The organism is Pilimelia anulata, assembly GCF_014647895.1.
Lineage (GTDB): Bacteria > Actinomycetota > Actinomycetes > Mycobacteriales > Micromonosporaceae > Pilimelia > Pilimelia anulata.
Genome location: NZ_BMQB01000002.1, coordinates 81,508 through 96,811, shown reverse-complemented (window position 1 = coordinate 96,811; position 15,304 = coordinate 81,508). Strand labels below are relative to the sequence as shown.

Genomic DNA, 15,304 nt, shown 5'->3' with positions numbered 1-15,304 from the left:
CGCGACCCGGCCGTACCCGGGGGACCGGTACGGCGGATCGCGGCGGTGCTCCGCGGATCGGGCGGACCCGGACTCACCGGCTGCCCGCCCGCTCCTCCGCCGGGGTCAGAGCCCGTCGGACAGCTCGGCCGGCGTGGGGCGCCGCCGCAGCTTGATCGCCAGCAGTGCCAGCCCGCCGATGCTCAGCAGGCCGACCCCGCCGCCGAGCATCCCGCCCATCGAGGCACCGGTGACCGGCAGCTCGGGCTCCACCTCCGGCGGCGGGATGGGGATCGGCCGCGGGTCGTGCGGCCGGTAGCGGGGCCCGGCGCAGGCGTCGGCGAGCCGGAACGACCACCGGTCGCTGCCGGTGACCACGGCCCGGGCGGCCAGCAGCTTGTACCCGCTGCGGGTCACCGCCCACGCGTGCGCCCTGCCGCGGCGGTTGGTCAGGTCGTTGTCGTCCCGCCCGCCGCGGTCGATCCGGACAGTCCTGTCCGCCCGCCCGTCCCGGTCGGTGTCGAAGGACGCGAGCACCGCCAGGACCTCGCTGCCCTTGCGGTACCGCTTGCTCGACAGCTCGAACGACCAGCGGTCCCGGTTGCGCAGGTCGAGCTTGCCGTACCGCCCGCAGGAGCCCTCGGCGCGCGCCGGCAGCCCGCGTTCGAGCTGCACGATCGACGGCCGGTCCGGCCGCCCGTGGTCATCGTCGTCGCCCTTGCCGCCGTGGCCCTTGCCGCCGCCGGCGAGGGCCGGTCCGGCCATCGCCAGTACCGCTGTCGCGCCGACGAGGCCGGCGCCCACCCGTAGTAACACATTCACTCCCCGAGGCTCGGTGTGCCCCGGCAGCCCCGGTCGCGGGGAGCGACGCCGCCGGCTACCTTCTCAAACGGATACGGAGAGTTACTGGTTCAGGGGCCGGGATCGGCATTGGCTCGACGTTGCGTAACGGCGGGGTAACCAGTCAGTCGCCGGGCGGGCGCCGCCGACCCTCCTTGAGCGCGGACCGCTGCCGCTTGGCGTCCGCCCGGCGGCGCCGGGCGCCGCGACTCGGCGCGGTCGGCCGGCGATCCGGCGGGGGCGGCGCCGCGGCGGCGGCCAGCAGGGCCGCGAGGCGCGCCCGGGCCGCCGCCCGGTTGGCGAGCTGGGCCCGGTGCTCGCTGGCCACGACGGTCAGCACGCCGTCGACCAGGCGCCCGGCCAGCCTGTCCAGCAGCCGGGCCCGCAGGTCGGCCGGGACGGCCGGCGAGCGGGCCACGTCGAAGGACAGCTCGACCCGGCTGTCGGCGGTGTTCACGCCCTGGCCGCCGGGCCCGGAGCTGCGGGAGAAGCGCACGCTCAGCTCGCCGCCCGGGATGAGCAGGCGGTCGGTCACGCGCAGCGGGTCGGCCATGGTTGCCCAGCATGCCCGGCGGACCGCCGCTCGGCCACCGTCTTTTTCGCGGCGCGCATTAATCGAATTGTCGAATCGGCCCGCCCGGGCGCCGCCCGGTTGCTTCGTGGCAATGGTGCGGCGAAACAGCGGGGCGAACTCAGTTCGGAATGGCGCCTGCCGAATGACGCATTCAGGAATTGTGCCCGGTCCCGGCCAGTGAGGGAGGCGGATATGCCGCCCTTCGACCCCGCTGCGGGCGGTATGCGATCGCATCGCGTGCCGTCCCCGTGGTGGCGGCTGTCCACGTACGCGGGCGTGCTGGCCCTGCTGGTGGGGCTGGTGGCGGGCGTCCGGCCGGTGCTGGCGGCATTCAGCGGCGCCACCAATAACCCGGCCAGCAACCTTTCCCTCTATGCAAATTTCGCCGAGGGGTCGATGTACGTCACCGGCCAGATCATCGGGCTCGCCGGGACGCCGGCCCAGGTCGGCACGGACACGAACTGGAACCGGGTCGCCGGCGGGTACAGCCACTCGTGCGGCGTCCGGACGAACGGGACGCTGTGGTGCTGGGGCGCCAACGGCCAGGGGCAGCTCGGCCAGGGCGACACCGCCAACCGGATGTCCCCCACCCAGGTCGGCGCGGGAACCACCTGGAGCACCGTGTCGGTGGGCGACGCCTCGACCTGCGCCACCCGCACCGACGGGACCCTGTGGTGCTGGGGCGAGAACGCCAGCGGCCAGCTCGGCATGGGCGACACCACCGACCGCAACACGGCCACCCAGGTCGGCTCGAACACCACCTGGAACCGGGTCGCCGCCGGCGAGGGCCACACGTGCGGCACCCGCACCGGCGGCACCCTGTGGTGCTGGGGCGACAACGCCACCGGCGAACTCGGCGTCGGCGACACCACCGACCGCACCTCCCCCACCCAGGTCGGCTCCAACACCACCTGGAACGGGGTGTCCGCCGGCGACGACCACTCCTGCGGCACCCGCACCGGCGGCACCCTGTGGTGCTGGGGCGACAACGCCACCGGCGAGCTGGGCCAGGGCGACACCACGGACCGGTCCAGCGCCACCCAGATCGGCTCGAACACCACGTGGAACGGGGTGTCGGCGGGCGAGAACGCGGCCTGCGCGACCCGGACCGGCGGGACGCTGTGGTGCTGGGGCGACAACAACCACGGCCAGCTCGGCCAGGGCAACACCACCGACCTGGACACCCCGACGCAGGTGGGCTCGAACACCACCTGGAACGGCGTCGGCACCGGCGGCTGGCACACCTGCGCCACCCGGTCCGGCGGCACGCTGTGGTGCTGGGGGTACGGCCGGGACGCCAGCACCGGCGCCGGCGACACCAACGACCGCACCTCGCCCGCCCAGGTGGGCAGCGCGACCACCTGGAGCAGCACCGCGGCCGGCAACAACCACTCGTGCGGCCTGCGCAGCGACAGCACGGTGTGGTGCTGGGGCTGGAACGACACCGGCCAGACCGGCCTGCACACGAACAGCTCCGTCCTCGCCACCAGCGGCTCGACCTGGATCGGCGGGGCCGCCCACGAGAACCACGCGTGCCTGCTGCGCACCGACGACACCCTCTGGTGCTGGGGGTACAACACGTACGGCGCGCTGGGCCAGGGGGACACCGTCCCGCGCCTCGCGCCCACCCAGGTCGGCGCGGCGACGACGTGGAGCGCCGTCACGGTCGGCGACCACCACTCGTGCGCCACCCGGACCAACGGGACCGTCTGGTGCTGGGGCCGCAACGCCTACGGCCAGCTCGGCCAGGGCGACACCACCGACCGGTCCAGCGCCACCCAGGTCGGCAGCGTCACCACCTGGAACAGCCTCTCGGGCGGCACGTACCACACCTGCGCGACGCGGACCAACGGCACGCTGTGGTGCTGGGGCCACGGCCAGCTCGGCAAGCTGGGCCAGGGCGACACCACCGACCGGACCAGCCCGACCCAGGTGGGCAGCAACACCACCTGGAACGGCGTCTCCGCCTCGTACAACAACACCTGCGCCACCCGCTCCGGCGGGACGCTGTGGTGCTGGGGGTACAACGGCAACGGCGAGCTGGGCCAGGGCGACACCACGGACCGGTCCAGCGCCACCCAGGTGGGCAGCAACACCACGTGGACCCGGGTCTCCCTCGGCGACCACCACGCCTGCGCCATCCGCTCGGCCGGCACGCTGTGGTGCTGGGGCGAGAACACGTACGGCCAGCTCGGCCTCGGCAACACCACCGACCAGCTCAGCCCCGTCCAGGTCGGCAGCGCGACGACCTGGCGGAGCGTGTCGTCGGGCTTCCGGCACACGTGCGCGACCCGGACCGACCGGACGGTGTGGTGCTGGGGGTCGAACGCGGAGGGCAAGCTCGGCGCCGGCGACCAGACCCAGCGGACGAGCCCGACCCAGGTCCCGACGCTGGTGGGCGTCGAGGTGGTCTCGGCCCGGTACCAGACCCTGATCCTGGCCTACTGAGCCCGGCGCCGGCCGCGCATGACGGAACGGGCGGAAAGAGCGGAAAAGGGCACCGGTGGGGCGGCCGGGTCGGGCCCGGGCGCGGCCGGGGCGGGGGCAACGCCGGGCGGTCGCCGGATCCGGCGGGTGGCCCGGCGGTGGCAGCCTTGGCCGATGCCCCGCACGCTCCTCGCCGCCGCCGTCGCGCTGCCCTTCGTCGGCTGGGCGGTGCTGCGCGGCTTCGGGCTGGAGCGCGGGCCGCTGGTGATGCTGGTGGCCTTCACGCCGTACGTCGCCGCGGCGGCCGCCCTGCCGGTGCTCGTCGCCGCGCTCGCCCGGCGCTGGTGGATCGCCGCCGCGGCGGCGGTCGCGGGCCTGGTCCTGGCCGGGCTGGTGGTACCCCGGACGATCGTGCACCAGGGCCCGCCCCGGCCCGGCTCGCCGCTGCTGGTGGTCAGCGCCAACATGCTCAAGGGCACCGCGTCCGTGGACGACCTGGCGGCGCTGGTCCGCGAGCGGGGCGCCGACGTGATCGCGGTGCAGGAGTACACGGCCGCGACCGAGGCGGCGATGTCGACCCGGTTCGCGGAGTTCCCGCACCGGGTGACCAACCCGGAGCCGAGCACGACCGGGTCGGCGCTGTACTCGCGGTTCCCGCTGCGGGAGACCGGCGTGCGGCGCAACGCGGGCGGCTTCAGCCAGGCCCGGGCGGTGCTGGCGGCGCCGGGGTCGCCGCCGGTGGCGGTGGAGTCGGTGCACCCGCGGGCGCCCAGCGCGCTGGACGCGATCGACCGGTGGACCGTGGACCTGCGGGCCCAGCCGCGCGCGACGCCGGACGGCCCGCTCCGGCTGCTGATCGGCGACTTCAACGCCACCCTGGACCACCGGCTGCTGCGGGACCTGCTCGACACCGGGTACCGCGACGTCGGCGCCGTCGCCGGGGACGGGCTGGCCGGCACCTGGGGCCCGTACGACGGGGACCGGATCCCGCCCGTCACCATCGACCACGTGCTCGCCGACCGCCGGATCGGCGTCCGCGGGTACGCGACCCGGCCGCTGGCCGGCGGCGACCACCGCGCCCTGTGGGCCCACCTGACCCTGCCGCCGGCCTGACGGCCGGGACCCCGCCGGCCGGGGCCCCGGCGCCGGTCAGGTGGGGCTGCCGTGGCTGGCCGACCAGGCCATCGTCGCGGCGACCACCGCCGCCACCAGGATCAGCCGGCCGAACGTCGTGGTGAACGCGTTGTAGATGCCCTTGCGGAGCGTGGGCAGGGCCTTGCGGGTGACCGCGTAGTCCTTGCGGGCGCGGCGCAGCGTGGCGTGCGCGAAGCCGAGGCCGTACGCCGTGAAGACGCCGAGCACGACGAGCACGAGCGTGATCCCGGACAGCGCGACGCCCGGGTCGGCGGCCGCCAGCGAGCCGGCGGCGTGCGGTGGCGGAGCGAGAGCGACGAGCATCTGCACATTGTCCTAACCCGACCCCGTTCTGACCACCCGTTGATCCGGCCGGACCGGGGATCGACACCTGCCGATAACGCGTACGCTGCCCGATTTCCGGCGTTCCGGCGTCGGCCGGGCGGCGCGGCGGGCACTCCGGCGGCGGGACTGCGCACCGGGAACGTAAGCGCGATCATCGATGGACCGACCGGGGTGGTCGGGCCGGTCGTCCGGGGATCAACGAGCGGAGAGCGCCGTGCGCAGCACATCGAGCCCGGACCGGGCCCGGCCGGGGGTCCAGCGGGCGGTCGTCCTGATCGGACTGGCCCCGCTGCTGGCGCTGCTGCTCGCCGCCGCGCCGCTGGTGCTGGCCGCGCCGCTGCGGTACGGGTACCCGGCGGCGGCGCTGCTGGGCACGGCGGTGCTGCTGTACCTGGCGTACGGCCGGTACGCCGACCCCGGCCGCGGGCCCGGCGGCGGGGCGGCGCTCAGCGTGGTCGTCGTGGTCCGGGACGAGGCCGCCGACGCGGCCGCCCGGCTGGGCGCGCTCGCCGCGGAGCAGCCGGGCGCCGAGCTGATCGCGGTGGACAACGGCTCGACCGACGGTACGGCCGCCGCCCTCGAACGGCTCGCCCTGTGCGCGCCGCTGACCGTCCTGCACCTGGACCGGCCGGTCGCCGGGCACGACGCGGCCCGGCACGGCGCCGCGCACGCCACCGGCGACCTGCTCGCGTTCGTCGGCGCCGGGGTGCTGCTCGCCCCGGACGCCCTCGACCGGTGCGCGGCGGCCCTGGCCGCCGACCCGGGGCTGGGCGCGGTGGTCGCGCACACCCGGGCGCGCAACGCCGCCGCCAACCCGCTCGCCCGGGCCCAGGACGCCTGGCTGGACGGGCGGTTCCGGGTCGTCGTCGGCGCCGAGGCCGCCGCCGGGGCGCTGGTCGACGCGCCGACCGGGCTGTGGGTGTGCCGGCGGGCGGCCGTGCTGCCGCACCTGGCCGCCTGGCGGCCCGGCCGGTCGCTGGGCGCGCTCGCCGCGGGCCAGCGGGCCGACGGCCGGCGCTGGCGGTGGGCGCACCCGGACTCGCCGTTCGCCGCCGACCTCGACCCGCCGGACCGGGCGTGGCGGGTGGGGTACGTGGCGTCGGCCCGGGCGTACGTGCCGGTGCCGACCGGCCCGGCCGGGCTGCTGCGGGCGCAGCGGCGGCGGCTGGCCGGGGCGCTGCCGGGGCTGGTCGCGGCGGTCCGGTACGGACGGTCGCCGCTGGCCGCGGCCCGGGCGGCGGCCAAGCTGGTCGCGCCGGCGGCCGCGACCGGATACCTGGTGCTGGCGCCGCTGCTCGGGGCGTGGTCGGCGACGGCGGCGTACCTGGCCGCGGCACTGCTCAGCGGGGTGGCGCAGGGGGTGGCCGCGCTGGTCGAGCGGCCGACGGTGGCCGGCTGGGCGTACGCGCCGGTGGGGCGGCTGGGGGCGGCGCTGCTGCACCCGCTGCTGCCGGCGTACGCGCTGCTGCACGCCCTGCTCCCCGACCGCGGCGCGGCCGACACGGCCCGCTGACCCCGGGCCCCGGCCGCCGAGCCGCGCGGCGGGCGGCCGGCGGCGGGCCGCGGACAACCGCCGGAGGGGCGGAGGGCGACGGGCCGGGGGCGGCGGGCGTCAGGCGATCCAGATCGTGCGGGCGTTGCAGAACTCGCGAATGCCGTGCGCCGCCAACTCCCGCCCGTGCCCCGACACCCCCACCCCGCCGAACGGCAGCTCCGGGTGCGACGCGGTCATCCCATTGACGAACACCGCCCCCGACACGATCCCCTCGACGCACCGGTCGGCCTCGGCCGGGTCGCCGGTCCACACGTTCGCGCCCAGGCCGAACGGGGTGGCGTTGGCCAGCGCGACCGCCGCCTCGGCCGACTCCACCCGGTACACGGCGGCGACGGGGCCGAAGACCTCCTCGCGGTACATCCGCGTCGCCGGCGTGACGCCGGTGACGACCGTCGGCGGGTACCACCAGCCGGGCCGGTCCGGGACCGTCCCGCCGCAGTGGACGGTCGCGCCGCGCGCCCGGGCGTCGTCGACCTGCGCGGCGACGTCGTCCCGGCCGGACCGGGTGGCCAGCGGGCCGATCTCGGTGGCCGGGTCGAGCGGGTCGCCGACGCGCAGCGCGGCCATCCGCGCGGTGAACGCGGCCAGGAAGGCGTCGTACACGTCGGCGTGCACGATGAACCGCTTCGCCGCGATGCACGACTGCCCGTTGTTCTGGCAGCGCGCGGTCACCCCGACGGCGGCGGCCCGGTCGACGTCGGCCGAGGGCAGCACCAGGTACGGGTCGCTGCCGCCGAGTTCCAGCACGACCTTCTTCAGCGCCGCCCCGGCGGCCCGGCCGACCGACCGGCCGGCGCCCTCGCTGCCGGTCAGCGTCACGGCGGCCACCCGCGGGTCGGCGATGACGTCGGCGACGGCGTCCGCGCCGATCGCCAGCGCGGCGAAGGCGCCGGGCGGGAAGCCGGCGCGGGTGAACAGCTCGCCCAGGTACCGGGCGGTGGCCGGGACGTTCGAGGCGTGCTTGAGCAGGCCGGGGTTACCGGCCATCAGCGCGGGCGCGGCGAACCGGACCACCTGCCAGAGCGGGAAGTTCCACGGCATCACGGCCAGGACCGGACCGAGCGGCCGGTACCGGACGAACGCCCGCGCCGCGCCCACCGCGCCGGGGTCGGCCAGCGGCTCGTCGGCGAGGAACGCCGGGGCGTGCGCGGCGAAGTACCGGCAGGCCGCCGCGCACTTGGCCACCTCGGCCAGCGCGCCGGTGACCGGCTTGCCCATCTCCCGGCTCATCGTGGCGGCGACGGCGTCCCGCTCGGCGTCCAGCAGGTCGGCGGCGGCGCGCAGGCGGGCGGCCCGCTCGGGCGGGTCCAGCGCCCGCAGCGCGGCGGCGGCGTCGGCGGCCCGGCCGAGGGCGGCGTCGACCGCGGCGGCGTCCATCGTCGGGTATGTGTCGATAACGTCGCCGGTCGCCGGGTTCACCGCGGTGAGGGTCATACGGGCCAGCCTGCCACGGGCCGCGCGTGCGAACGCCGCCAGCGGGTAGGAGAGGGGGATCCGCGACGAGGGCGAGGTGTTGATGATGAATCTGCAGTTCCTCCGGCCGCTGTACGCCCACCCGGGCCCGTGGGCCTCGGTGTACCTGGACGTGACGACCAACGTGCCCAACGCCAACGTGGCCATCGGGCTGCGCTGGCGGCGGGCGATGGAGCAGCTCGTCGCGGCGGGCGCGCACCCCGCCACGATCGCCGCGCTGGAGGACGCCGTCCTCGGCCACGACCCGGCGCCCAGCGGCCCGGCGGGGCTGGCGCTGTTCGCCACCGACGGGATGGTGGTGCTGGACGAGGTGCTCGGCGCGCCGCCGCGCCGGGACATCGCCCACTGGGGTCCGCTGCCGCACGTGCTGCCGATGCTGGCCCAGCGGGGCGAGCAGATCGGCTGGTTGCAGATCGTGGCCGACCGGACCGGCGCCGACCTCAGCGGCGTGTCGGCCGGCGGCGTGGCGCGCTCGCTGGCGGTGACCGGGTCGGAGGAGTTCCCGATCCGGAAGGTGAAGCCGGGCGGCTGGGCGACGCCGCGGTACCAGCGGGCGGCCGAGGAGACCTGGCACCGCAACGCGGGCGACGTCGCCGCGGCGGCCGCGGAGCTGGCGGACCGGCTGGGCGCGGAGGTGCTGGTGGTCGGCGGGGACGAGCACGCCGTACCGGAGCTGATCGACCAGTTGCCCGCCCGCTGGCGGGAGCGGGCGGTGCGCACGGACGCCGGCTCGCGCGGGGCGGGCGCGGACCCGGCGGCGCTGGACGACGCCACGATCCGGGCGATCGCCGACGTGGCCGAGCGGCGGGCCCGGGCGGCCCTGGACCGGTTCGGCGTCCAGCACGGGCGGGGCGCGCCGGCCGACACCGGCCTGGCCGCGGCGATCGCGGCGCTGCAGCGGGGCGCGGCGGACGGCCTGCTGCTGGTCGACGACCCGTCGGCGACCGGCAGGCTGTGGGTCGGCCCGGAGCCGACGCAGCTCGGCGCCGAGCCCGCGGACCTGCACGCGATGGGCGTGGCCACGCCCCGCCGGGACCGCGCCGACGCCGCGCTGGTCCGGGCCCTGACCTGCACGGACGCCGAGTTGATGCTGGTCGCGGCGGGGGCGGCGCCGCTGACCGGCGGTGTGGGGACGCTGCTACGGTACGCCGACGTGGGCTCCGGACGGGGCTGAGCGCGCGGAGGGCGGTGCGAGTGGGCGAGACCAACCGGCTAAAGTGGTGTAAATCAGACATACGCCCCCGGGAGGTCGGATGACCGCCTTCGCCACCGCCGCCCCGCCCGCCCCGCGCGCCAGCGCGGAGCTGGTGCCGACCCGGACCGCCGCCGCCCGGTCCGCCGCCCGAAGCCGGGCGTTCGTGTTCCTGGACACCATGATGGACGCCGCCGGCGGCGGCCCGGCGGACCTGCGGCTGCCGCAGTCCTACGCGGACCAGATGGGCCTGCACGCCACCGCGTTCACCTACGACGCGGCCATCGCGATCCTGGCCTACCTGACCGACCCCGGCGCGCCCGCCCGGGCCCGGGCGCGGCTGCTCGGGGACGCGCTGCTGTACGCGCAGGAGCACGACCCCGACTTCGCCGACGGGCGGCTGCGCCAGGCGTACACCGTCGGGCCGTTCGCCGCGGGCGGGGTCACCCAGCCGTACGGGTTCATCCGGCCGGACGGGACGGTCAACACCGACGGCCCGTTCGACTTCCGCAGCTCGCACACCGGCGACCTGGCCTGGGCCGGGATCGCGCTGGCCACGCTGGGCCGGCGGACCGGGCTGCGCCGGTACACCGTCGGGGCCGCCCGGCTCGGCGCCTGGATCGTGGCCAAGTGCCGCTCGGCCGGCCCGCTGCGCGGCTTCGGCTCCGGCGTCGACGGCACCGGCCGGACCCTGCCGTCGGTGACCACCGCGCAGAACGCCGCGCTGATCGTCCTGTTCGGCGCGCTCGCCGCGGCCACCGGCGACGCCGTCTGGCTGCGCCAGCGGGCGCACGCGGAGCGGTTCGTCGCTCGACTGTGGAGCGGCACCGACGAGTGCTGGTCCGCCCTCTCCCCCGACGGCGCGGCGATCGACCGGGGCGCGGCCACGCTGGAGGCGCAGCTCCACCCCTGGCTCGCCGCGGTCCGGCTGCGCAGCCGGCCGGCGCTGGAGTTCGTGCACCGGGCGCTGACCGTCACCGACACCGCCGACCGGGCGAACAGCGCGCTGCCGCCGGGCACCCGGATCACCGGGGCGACGTTCAGCAGCGCCAGCCGGGTGCTGGGCGCCGACGGCGCCGGGCCCGACCCGTACGCCGTGTGGTGCGAGGGCACCGCGCAGTACGCCTGCGCCGCCCGCCGCGACGCCCGCGCCGCCGACCGCTGGCCGGACCTGGTGGACACGCTGGTGCTCGCCCAGGAGCGGCTGGGCGCCGGGCAGACCGCGGGCGGGCGGGCGCTGCCCCCCGGCGCCGGCCTGGTCGCCGCCACCGGGCCGCTGCCGACCGGCGACTCCGCGTCGGGGTACTTCCCCGTGCGGCACGTCGGAACGACCGCGTGGTTCGTCCTCGCCCACGCGGGGGTGAACCCCCTGCGTCACTGAGATGAACCCCGCGGGCCGGCGACCAGTGGCTTATCTCACGTCGACACGGCGGCGTGTCGGCCCGCCCGCACCACCTCCGGCCTCCGATTTCCCGCCGGTGAGGTACCGTTGCCGTCGCTGGACGACCCCCGAAGACGAGACGGTTTGACGCCCGCATGTTCATGCAGTCGCCGCTGACCGGTTTCCGAGCCGCCGCCCACCGGCCGATCGGTCCGCCCCGCAGCCCGCGCCCCGACGGCTTCCGCCCCGACATCGAGGGGCTGCGCGCCGTCGCGGTTCTGCTCGTCGTGCTCGGGCACGCCGGCAGCGTCACCCTCGGCGGCGGGTACGTCGGCGTGGACGTGTTCTTCGTCATCTCCGGCTTCGTGATCACCACCGGGCTGCTGCGCGAGGTCGCCGCCGGCGGCACCGTCTCGATCCGCCGGTTCTACGCCCGGCGGGCGCTGCGGCTGATCCCCGCCGCCGTACCGGTGATCCTCGGCGTGCTCGTCGCCACCTGGCTGCTCCAGCCGCTGCGCGCGACCCGGACGGCGCTGGACGCGCTGGCGAGCGCCACGTACGCGATCAACCTGCGGCTGCCCTGGGTCGGCACCGACTACTTCAACCACGGCGACCCACCCTCGCCGCTACAGCACTTCTGGTCGCTCGCGGTCGAGGAGCAGTTCTATCTACTGTGGCCGCTGCTGCTGGTCGGCCTGGTCACGCTGTACCGGCGGCGCGGCGGCACCGGCGTGCCCACCCGGCGGCTCGCCGCCATCGTCGGCTGGCTCGCCACCGCCTCGTTCGCCCTCGGCGTCGTGCTGACCGAGGCGGCGCCGCACTGGGCGTACTTCAGCTCCGCCACCCGGGCCTGGGAGCTGGCCGTCGGCGTGCTGCTCGCGCTCGGCGCCCGCCGGCTCGCCCGGCTCCCCCGCCGGGCGGCGGCCGTACTCGGGCCCGCCGGGCTGGCCGCGGTGCTGGCCGCGGCGACGCTGTACACCGACACCACCGACTTCCCCGGCTGGGCCGCCCTGCTGCCCGTGCTCGGCACCGCGGCCGTGCTCGCCGCCGGCGCCGGCGGGTACCGCGGCCCGGTCGGCCGGGCGCTCGGCCTGGCCCCGATGCAGTACCTCGGCCGCCTCTCCTACTCCTGGTACCTGTGGCACTGGCCGTTCCTCACCTTCGGCGCGGTCGTCCTCGGCCCGAAGCTGGACCCGCGCCAGGGCCTGTACCTGGTCCTGCTCGCGCTCGGCGTCGCCGCGCTGTCGCACCACCTGCTGGAGAACCCGGTCCGGCACCTGCCCGCGCTGCGCCGTGCGCCCACCCGCGGGCTGGCCTTCGGCGGCGCCCTGTCGGTGGCCACCGCGCTCGCCGCGCTGGTCGCCACCCAGTCCATCCCGCCGCCGACCGGCCGCGGCGAGCAGCTCGACGCCCGGGCCGCCGTGGCCACCGCGCCGTCGCCGCAGGGTCGGCTCAGCCAGTTGCTCACCGCGAGCAACAAGCCCACGATCGTGCCGGCCAACCTGACCCCGCCGCTGCAGGCCGCGGCCGAGAACCTGCCCGCGCCGTACACCGACGGCTGCCAGGCCAGCGAGCGGCCGTCGCACCAGCTCACCCACTGCGTGTACGGCGACCGGACGTCGTCGACCACGGTCGTGCTGTTCGGCGACTCGCACGCGGCGCACTGGTTCAACGCCGTCGACGCCATCGCCAAGCAGCGCCGGTGGAAGCTGTCGGTGTGGATCCGCAACGAGTGCGCCCCCGCCTCGGTGCTCGTCTACGGGCGGACCGACCGGCGGCTGCTGCACGACTGCTCCCGCTGGCGCCGGGGCGCGCTCCAGCGCATCCGGGAGCTGAAGCCGAAGCTGGTCATCACGTCGAACACCGGTACGTACACCACCGCCCCCGACGGCGGCGCGGACAGTGCCGAGGTGTGGCTGGCCGGCTGGCGGGAGACGCTGCGCCACCTGACCGCGGCCGGGGCGAGGGTGGCGTTCATCAACACCACCCCGCACCTGCGCGACGACGTACTGCCCTGCCTGGTCGCCCACGTCAACGACGCCCGGGCCTGCCAGCGGGTCCGCCGCGACGCCGTACCGGAGATCGGCCGGCGGACCGTCGTCGCCGCCGCGCTGCGCCGGGCCGGGGTGCACGTGATCGACCCGCTGCCCTGGCTGTGCACGGCGACGGCCTGCCCGCCGGTGGTGGCCAACACGCTCGTGTACCGGGACAACAACCACCTGACCACGGCGTACTCGAGCCTGCTCGCGCCGGTGCTGTCCCGCGCCCTGCCCACAGTGGAGAAGAAGCGCCCGCCCCGCCGGACCGCCCGGGCCCGGGCCTGACCGCCCCGGCCGGGGCGGCGGCCGGCGGGTGAAGATCGCCGGGCGCCGGTCGCGGCGGCCCGTCCTGTGCGATCGTGGGGGCATGTCGGCGGCTCCGCAACCGCCCCCCGGGGGCCCGCGCGCCCGCGCCCGGCTGGGCCTGGCGGTCCTGCGGGACTGGCGGCCGACGGTGGCCCGGGTGCGGTCGCTGCTGCGCGGCTTCGTGATCTCCTTCGTCGTCCTGTCGCTGACCCTGTGGCTGCTGCCCGGCGTGAACGCCGGCGGCCTGCTGTCGATGCTCTGGCTGGTCCTGCTGGTGGCCGCCGTGGGCGCGGTGCTGCGGCCGCTGCTGCTGGTCGTGGCCACGGTCCTGGGCGGGTACGGCGCGCTGGTGGTCGGGGTGTTCGTCCAGGCCATCGTCATCTACGTGGCGCTGTGGCTGGACCGGGACCTGCCCCCCTCGCACTTCGCCCTGGCCTTCGTGGCGGCGTTCCTGGCCGCGGTGCTCTCCGCGCTGATCCACTGGCTCGCCGACGCCGGTACCGACGACGCGTTCATCGCCGAGACGCTGCGCCGGATGCTGCGCCGCCGCGGCCGGGCCGCCGGGCCGCGCCCGCCCGGCCTGCTGATCATCCAGCTCGACGGGGTGGCGGCGCCGATCCTGCAGTGGGCCGTCCGGGCCGGGAACCTGCCCCACCTCGGCGAGTGGCTGCGCTCCGGCCGGTACCGGCTGCGCCGCTGGCACACCGGCCTGCCGGCGACCACCCCGGCCGCGCAGGCGGGCCTGATGTACGGCGACGACCGGGCCGTGCCGGCCTTCCGCTGGTACGACAAGGCGGCCGGCCGGATGCTCGTGTGCAGCCGCCCGCGGGACGCCGCGCAGGTCGAGGAGCAGCTCGCCGGCGGGCTGCTGGCCGGCGGCGGGGCGAGCGTGAGCAACGTGTTCACCGGCGGCGCGGCGACCAGCCTGCTGACGATCAGCCGGGGGACGCTGCCGGTCCGCTCGCGGGCGTACGCGGCGTTCATGACCAGCCCGTACGGCCTGGCCCGGGCGCTGGTGCTCGGCGTGGGCGAGCTGCTCCGGGAGCTGCACCGGGCCCGGGTGCAGCGGCTGCGCCGGGTCTGGCCGCGGGTCCGCCGGGGCGGCCGGTACCTGCTGCTGCGCCCGGTCACCACGGTCCTGCTGCGCGACCTCACGGTGTCCCTGGTGGCCGACCAGCTCGCCGCCGGGGCACCGGTGGTGTTCTGCGACTTCGTCGACTACGACGAGGTGGCCCACCACGTCGGCCCGGCCCGGGCGGAGGCGATGGGGGTGCTGGAGGACCTGGACCGGGTCGTCGGCATCCTGGACCGGCTCGCCGCCCACGCGGGCGGCCGGGCGTACGAGCTGGTGGTGCTCTCCGACCACGGGCAGAGCCAGGGGGCGACGTTCCGGCAGCGGTACGGGCGCACGCTCACCGAGGTGGTGCACCGGCTGGTCGGCGCGGCCACCGACGCGGGCGCGGCCGACGGGGCGGCGGCCGACGAGGTGGTCGTGGCCGCGTCGGGCAACCTGGCGCTGGTGTACCTGACCCGGCTGCCGGGGCGGGCGACCCGGGCGGAGCTGGACGCGGCGTACCCGGGGCTGATCCGCGGGCTGGCCGGGCACCCGGGCGTGGGGCTGGTGGTGGTCGACGACGCGGGCGGGCCGGTGGCGGTCGGGGCGCGCGGGGTGCACCACCTGGCCACCGGCCGGGTGACGGGGACGGACCCGCTGGCGCCGTACGGGCCGCACGCCGCGGGGGCGCTGCGCGACCACCAGCGGCGGGCGCACGTGGGCGACCTGGTGGTGATCTCGACGGTCGATCCGGACACCGACGAGGTGGCGGCGTTCGAGGAGCTGGTGGGCAACCACGGCGGGCTGGGCGGGTGGCAGACCGAGGGGGTGCTGGTGCACCCGGCGTCCTGGCGGGTCGAGGGGGAGCTGAACGGGCCGGTGGCGGTGCACCGGCAGCTCGTGCGCTGGCGCGACGGCCTCGGCCTGGCCCCCGCCCCGACCGGGGCCGCGGAGTCCTGACCCGGGGATCCCGGTGCGCTGCTCCTCGTCGCACCGGGGCGGCGC

Annotated in this window: 11 protein-coding genes; 7 read left to right on the top strand and 4 right to left on the bottom strand. The window is 76.9% G+C overall.

The features are described 5' to 3' along the window. Positions 1-105: 105 nt before the first annotated feature. Entirely contained in the window at positions 106-795 is a 690-nt protein-coding gene (locus IEY94_RS05240; RefSeq protein ID WP_189168916.1) for a hypothetical protein, read from the bottom strand. A gap of 148 nt (positions 796-943) precedes the next feature. Further along, positions 944-1,372 carry an alternative ribosome rescue aminoacyl-tRNA hydrolase ArfB gene (gene arfB / locus IEY94_RS05235; RefSeq protein WP_189168915.1) on the bottom strand — a complete coding sequence of 143 codons (429 nt, stop codon included), beginning with the start codon at positions 1,370-1,372 and terminating at the stop codon, positions 944-946. 258 nt (positions 1,373-1,630) lie between these two features. On the opposite strand from arfB, the gene IEY94_RS05230 reads away from it, so the two are divergent. Together IEY94_RS05230 and IEY94_RS05225 are read left to right on the top strand one after the other, a co-directional pair. Continuing rightward, positions 1,631-3,841 (top strand): RCC1 domain-containing protein, encoded by a 2,211-nt coding sequence (locus tag IEY94_RS05230; protein WP_189168914.1) that lies wholly within the window; start codon positions 1,631-1,633, stop codon positions 3,839-3,841. Positions 3,842-3,994: 153 nt separating this feature from the next. Beyond that, a complete protein-coding gene (locus IEY94_RS05225; RefSeq protein WP_189168913.1) occupies positions 3,995-4,933 on the top strand; it encodes an endonuclease/exonuclease/phosphatase family protein in 939 nt (312 codons plus the stop codon). Positions 4,934-4,969: 36 nt separating this feature from the next. Here IEY94_RS05225 and IEY94_RS05220 read toward each other — a convergent pair whose 3' ends face one another. Next, positions 4,970-5,278 (bottom strand): hypothetical protein, encoded by a 309-nt coding sequence (locus IEY94_RS05220; protein WP_189168912.1) that lies wholly within the window; start codon positions 5,276-5,278, stop codon positions 4,970-4,972. Between the two features lie 235 nt (positions 5,279-5,513). Here IEY94_RS05220 and IEY94_RS05215 point away from each other — a divergent pair, with 235 nt between their 5' ends. Continuing rightward, positions 5,514-6,812 carry a glycosyltransferase gene (locus IEY94_RS05215; RefSeq protein ID WP_189168911.1) on the top strand — a complete coding sequence of 433 codons (1,299 nt, stop codon included), beginning with the start codon at positions 5,514-5,516 and terminating at the stop codon, positions 6,810-6,812. A gap of 99 nt (positions 6,813-6,911) precedes the next feature. On the opposite strand, the gene IEY94_RS05210 is transcribed toward IEY94_RS05215, so the two are convergent. Continuing rightward, complete coding sequence (locus IEY94_RS05210) at positions 6,912-8,288, bottom strand: aldehyde dehydrogenase family protein (protein WP_189168910.1); 1,377 nt, start codon at positions 8,286-8,288, stop codon at positions 6,912-6,914. Between the two features lie 85 nt (positions 8,289-8,373). Between IEY94_RS05210 and IEY94_RS05205 the strand changes: the two genes are divergently transcribed. From IEY94_RS05205 to IEY94_RS05190, 4 genes are all read left to right on the top strand, one after another. Continuing rightward, positions 8,374-9,501 (top strand): baeRF2 domain-containing protein, encoded by a 1,128-nt coding sequence (locus IEY94_RS05205; RefSeq protein ID WP_189168909.1) that lies wholly within the window; start codon positions 8,374-8,376, stop codon positions 9,499-9,501. A 79-nt stretch (positions 9,502-9,580) separates the two neighbouring features. After that, the gene (locus IEY94_RS05200) at positions 9,581-10,900 is read left to right on the top strand and encodes a Tat pathway signal sequence domain protein (protein ID WP_189168908.1); all 1,320 of its coding nucleotides are present in this window, start codon (positions 9,581-9,583) and stop codon (positions 10,898-10,900) included. A 155-nt stretch (positions 10,901-11,055) separates the two neighbouring features. Then, positions 11,056-13,224: an acyltransferase family protein gene (locus IEY94_RS05195; protein WP_189168907.1), complete on the top strand. Its 2,169-nt coding sequence runs from the start codon at positions 11,056-11,058 to the stop codon at positions 13,222-13,224. 82 nt (positions 13,225-13,306) lie between these two features. After that, on the top strand, positions 13,307-15,259 hold the full coding sequence (locus IEY94_RS05190) for an alkaline phosphatase family protein (RefSeq protein WP_189168906.1): 1,953 nt from the start codon (positions 13,307-13,309) through the stop codon (positions 15,257-15,259). The last annotated feature ends 45 nt before the right edge of the window (positions 15,260-15,304 follow it).